The 4,808-nt window shown below is 50.5% G+C and carries 5 protein-coding genes; all 5 read left to right on the forward strand.

Annotated elements, in window-relative coordinates; translation table 11 throughout:
* Positions 1–159 precede the first annotated feature (159 nt).
* The gene (nikR, locus tag Q0256_RS01850) at positions 160–591 is read left to right on the forward strand and encodes a nickel-responsive transcriptional regulator NikR (RefSeq protein ID WP_005870445.1); all 432 of its coding nucleotides are present in this window, start codon (positions 160–162) and stop codon (positions 589–591) included.
* Between the two features lie 748 nt (positions 592–1,339).
* Entirely contained in the window at positions 1,340–2,182 is an 843-nt protein-coding gene (hypB, locus tag Q0256_RS01855) for a hydrogenase nickel incorporation protein HypB (protein ID WP_297959548.1), read from the forward strand.
* Entirely contained in the window at positions 2,182–2,463 is a 282-nt protein-coding gene (locus Q0256_RS01860) for a HypC/HybG/HupF family hydrogenase formation chaperone (RefSeq protein ID WP_297901767.1), read from the forward strand. The genes hypB and Q0256_RS01860 overlap by 1 nt, the downstream gene beginning before the upstream one ends.
* 35 nt (positions 2,464–2,498) lie before the next feature.
* Positions 2,499–3,596 carry a hydrogenase formation protein HypD gene (gene hypD, locus Q0256_RS01865; protein WP_297959550.1) on the forward strand — a complete coding sequence of 366 codons (1,098 nt, stop codon included), beginning with the start codon at positions 2,499–2,501 and terminating at the stop codon, positions 3,594–3,596.
* 186 nt (positions 3,597–3,782) lie between these two features.
* On the forward strand, positions 3,783–4,808 hold a 1,026-nt coding region (hypE, locus tag Q0256_RS01870), incomplete at its 3' end, for a hydrogenase expression/formation protein HypE (RefSeq protein WP_297959552.1).

Raw genomic sequence — 4,808 nt, forward strand, 5'->3', positions numbered from 1 at the left:
TACTAAAATACAACGCAAAATCGCGAGCAAAATTTCAAAATACGCACGATGCTTTGGAGCTTTAAATTTTAAAGAATAAGCCAAATTAGCGCAAAATTCTTACTATTTGAGCGGAATTTCGGTAAAATTACATTCAAAATACGCGAAATGAGGGGAGTTATGAAAAAAGAGGAAAAAGAGAGCGCCGTAAGATTTAGCATTTCGCTGCCGACGAAGCTTTTTGAGGATCTCGATGAGATGGTGCGCGCCAAGCAATACCTAAGCCGCAGCGAGTTTATCCGCGATCTCATACGAGAAAAGATGGTCGAGGGCGTACTTCACGGAGATGGCGAGGATGACTGCGTGGGCGTGCTTTGCATCGCTTACGATCATCACCAAAGCGACCTAATCGAGCAGCTCGTAGAGATCGAGCACCACGCAAACGTCACTATCGTCAGCACCAGCCACTTCCACATCGACGAGCGCCACTGCTTCGAGGAGATCACGATGCGGGATAAAATTTCAAAGATCGAGCGGCTCAGCGCCAAAATCGGCGCGCTAAAAGGGGTGAAATTTTCCAAGCTCGTAAAGGCGGTCATCACCGAAGCGTAGGGCTTTTGCACGTTTTTAAAAAACAGCGCGTCGTGCTAAATTTATGCGCCTTTAAATTTAAACGCAGCGGCTGCGCGACTTTTGCAGGTTACGAAGCGCGATTCTCGATCGAGTAGAGAATTTGGGTGGGGCAGCTGCGCAAGGCGTGCAAATAAAATTTATTTAAATTTACGCGGCAAACGAAAGCGCAAAATTTTAGAAATTTTAATCAAAAAGCATTATTGCTGTGGGGCTAAATTTTACCGCACTGGCGCGAGATCGGCACAGCGGCTCGCGACTAAATTTTATAGGTGCCGCTTTCGTGCCGCATTTGCAAAGCCGAGGTAGCACAAAATCGATATGAAAATGGTCGCCGCATTGATGTTAGGCACGCCGGAGAGCACGCGCGAGATTGTAGAGCACCGGGATAAAATCCACTCGCAAGCCCTAAATTTCGCGCCCCTATCTATAGCGATCTCGGATTTGTTTTGAGCCGTTGCGAGCTGCGAGGTCTAAATTTGCAGCGCGGCTTTACAATCTGTGAGCAGGCGATTAAATTTAAAGCAGTGTTTTGCTCGCGAGCTTTAAAATTTTGCGTCGAGCCTTCGCAAACAACGTATGAAATTTAGATAAAACCGAAGCGCATAAATTTCCAAGCCCGTTAAATTTCATAAAATTTCGCGTCTTGATATAAAATTTATCAAATTTACGCCATTTAAAGCAAAAACGTGGTATTTTACGCGCAAAATTTATTATCCAAGGAGAAAAAATGTGTAAAGATTGCGGCTGTTCCATCGGCCACACTCACGAAGCGGGCGCTCATTCGCACGCAGATATGACACACGAGCATGTCCACACCCACGCGGACGGCACGACTCATTCTCACGCTCATATCCACGCAGCGGGGATTGATCACGAGCACGACGCGCACGATCACAACCACGTAAATGCCGCTATTAATGACGCCAAGACGATTGAGGTGATGAGTAAAATTTTAAGCGCCAACGACGAGGAGGCCGCTCACAACAGAGCTCATTTTGACGAGGATAAAATTTTATGCCTAAATTTGATGAGCAGCCCCGGCAGCGGCAAGACGACGTTACTTGAGGCCACTATCAAAAGCGGTAAATTTAAAATCGGCGTCATCGAGGGCGATCTAGAGACTAACCGCGATGCCGACCGCATCATAAAAGCGGGCGCGCAGGCCCATCAGATCAGCACCGGCGAAACCTGCCATCTGGATGCCTTTATGGTTCACGAGGGGCTTCATCATATCGATACGAAAGGCTTGGATCTGGTTTTCATAGAAAACGTCGGAAACCTCGTCTGCCCTGCGGCATTCGACGTAGGCGCGCACCTGAACGTAGTGCTTCTAAGCGTGCCCGAGGGTAGCGATAAAATCGCAAAATACCCCGTGATATTTCGCCGCGCAGACTGCGTCGTAATCACTAAAACCGCGCTGCTACCGCATTTTGACTTCGATATGGAGGAGGTGGTGCGCGAAGTGCACAAGCTCAATCCGAAAGCCGACGTCATCGCGCTTGATAGCAAAAGCGGCGAGGGTGTGGAAAAATGGCTGAAATTCCTACAATACAAGAAGGAATTTCGTTAATGTGCCTTTCAATCCCTTCAAAAATCATCTCAATCGACGAAAATAATTTCGCGACCGTGGAGACTCTGGGCGTGCGCCGCGGCGTGAGCTTGGATCTGCTCCCCGAACCCGCGGCGGTCGGGGAGTACGTGCTGATCCACGTGGGCTTTGCGATGGAGAAGATCGATACGCAGCGAGCAAAGGAGAGTATCGAAATTTACGAACAGATTGCAAAGCAGATGAGGGCGGAAGAGGGTTCCGTGTATGAAAGCATGGAGCCGCGAGCCGGCGCAGAAAACTAAAGCGACTTGCAAACCCGTAAAATTTAAGGTAAATAATGGATCTAATCAAGGATTTTAGGGATAAGGAGCTGATTTTAGCGCTTAGCAAGCTGATAATTTCTAAAAGCAAAAAGCCGCTAAATATTATGGAGATTTGCGGCGGACACACGCACTCGATCATGAAATTCGGTCTTCCGAGCCTGGTCGGCAAAAATATTAAATTTATCCACGGTCCCGGCTGTCCGGTGTGCGTGATGCCGCGCAGTCGCATCGACGAGGCGATCAAGCTCGCCGCGATGCCGCAGAGTATTTTTTGCACTCTAGCAGACATGCTGCGCGTACCGGGCTCTCGCACCAGCTTGCAGAAGCTGCGCAGCGAGGGGCACGACATCAGAGCGCTTTATAGTCCGCTTGATTGCATAAAGATCGCGCAGGAAAATCCGCAAAAAACGGTGATATTTTTTGCAATCGGCTTTGAGACGACGACGCCGATGAGCGCCGTGCTGATCGATAAGGCGCTAAGCCTGGGGCTAAAAAATCTCTTTTTTCACATCAACCACGTAACGGTGCCGGCGCCTGTGCGAGCGATCTTAGACGACGCGGACGTGCAAATAGGCGCGTTTTTAGGGCCTAGCCACGTAAGCGTGATCACCGGCGCGAAGGTCTACGAGAGCATCGCGCGGGATTACAAAAAGCCGATCGCCGTAAGCGGATTTGAGCCGCTTGATATAATGGCGGGCGTGTTAAATTTAGTCGAGCAGCAAAATGCCGGCACCTACGAGGTTTTCAACGAATACGAGCGCGTCGTAAAAGAGGGCGGCAACCAAAAAGCGCAAAATTTGATAGATAAATATTTTGAAATTTGCGATTTTCCGTGGCGAGGGCTCGGCGAAATTCCAAAAAGCGGCATGAAGTTGCGCCCGCAGTACGCGGCGCTGGATGCCAGAGTGCAGTTTGATTGCAGCGTACAAAGCGTCCCCGAGAGCAAGGCCTGTATCTGCGGCGAAATTTTACGCGGCAAAAAAAGCCCCTATGATTGCAAGGTTTTCGGCAAGCACTGCACGCCGCAAAACCCGATAGGATCGTGCATGGTCTCAAGCGAAGGGGCGTGCGCGGCGTACTATAAATACGGCGACGTCAAGAACGCGGGCTAAATTTTGCGCTCAGTATCCGGCTAGCAGAGCGTAAATTTTAAAAATAAGTCGTACTTTAAAATTTTAACCGAAGCAAAACGTCGGGCTAAAATTTAATTTGAAATTTTGCTCGGCGCCGTAGCGGCACGGCTTGTTCGGCTGCGAAATACGGGCTTTAAATTTTAAAACCGAGCGAAAAGGAAAAATTTGAACGAAACTATACTTTTAAGCCACGGCGGCGGCGGCGAGGAGATGAATAGGCTCATCAACGAGACGATATTTGCGGCGTTTGATAATGAAATTTTGCGTGCCAATAACGATAGCGCGATACTAAATTTAGACGCCGGGGTGGATTTTGACCGCACGGCGCCGAGTTCTGCTTTGAATTCTGCGAGTTTCGGCGGCGAGCTAGCTTTCAGCACCGATAGTTTCGTCGTCACGCCACTGTTTTTTAACGGCGGCGACATCGGCAAGATCGCCGTTTGCGGCACCGTCAACGACCTTGCGATGGTGGGCGCCAAGCCGCTGTTTTTAAGCTGCGCGCTCATCATCGAGGAGGGGCTTAGCCTAAGCGAGCTGCGACGCATCCTGGACTCGATGGCGAGCACTGCGCGAAGCTGCGGCGTTCGTATCGTTTGCGGCGATACAAAGGTCGTGCCGTGCGGCAAATGCGATAAAATTTTCATCAACACTAGCGGTATCGGCCGTGTTTTGCGACCTGCGCGCGTGCAAAACATCAAAGCGGGCGCAAAAATCCTGCTTAGCGGCGACATCGGGCGACACGGGGCGGTGATACTCGCAGCACGCGACGAGATCGCGCTAAGCAGCGAGCTGCGAAGCGACTGCAAACCGCTTTGCGCCGCGGTCGAAAAACTGATCTTGCAAGGCGTGAAAATCCAAGCGATGCGAGATGCGACCCGCGGCGGGCTCAGCGCGGTTTTGAACGAATTTGCAAGCTCTAGCGGGCTTGAATTTTTGGTGTGCGAAGAAGATATCAAAATCAGCGACGAAGTAGTGGGCGTGTGCGAGCTGCTGGGCTTCGAGCCGTACGAGCTCGCAAACGAAGGCACGTTCGTAGCGATCGTAGAAGATAGCGCCGAGGCAGATAGGGCGCTTGATATACTGCGTAAGTTTGACGCAAATGCCGCAATCATCGGTGAGGTGCGCGAAGTAGGGCGCGGCGGAGGCGAATTTGAGGGTACTTTGACGCCGAAGCTTAGCGCACAGGGCGAA

Source organism: uncultured Campylobacter sp., from assembly GCF_937949835.1.
Classification (GTDB): Bacteria; Campylobacterota; Campylobacteria; order Campylobacterales; family Campylobacteraceae; genus Campylobacter_B.

Excerpts from the sequence above, each read along its gene's own strand:
- nikR (WP_005870445.1), top strand. The coding sequence starts at position 160 with ATGAAAAAAGAGGAAAAAGAGAGCGCCGTAAGATTTAGCATTTCGCTG.
- hypB (WP_297959548.1), top strand. The coding sequence starts at position 1,340 with ATGTGTAAAGATTGCGGCTGTTCCATCGGCCACACTCACGAAGCGGGC.
- Q0256_RS01860 (WP_297901767.1), top strand. The coding sequence starts at position 2,182 with ATGTGCCTTTCAATCCCTTCAAAAATCATCTCAATCGACGAAAATAAT.
- hypD (WP_297959550.1), top strand. The coding sequence starts at position 2,499 with ATGGATCTAATCAAGGATTTTAGGGATAAGGAGCTGATTTTAGCGCTT.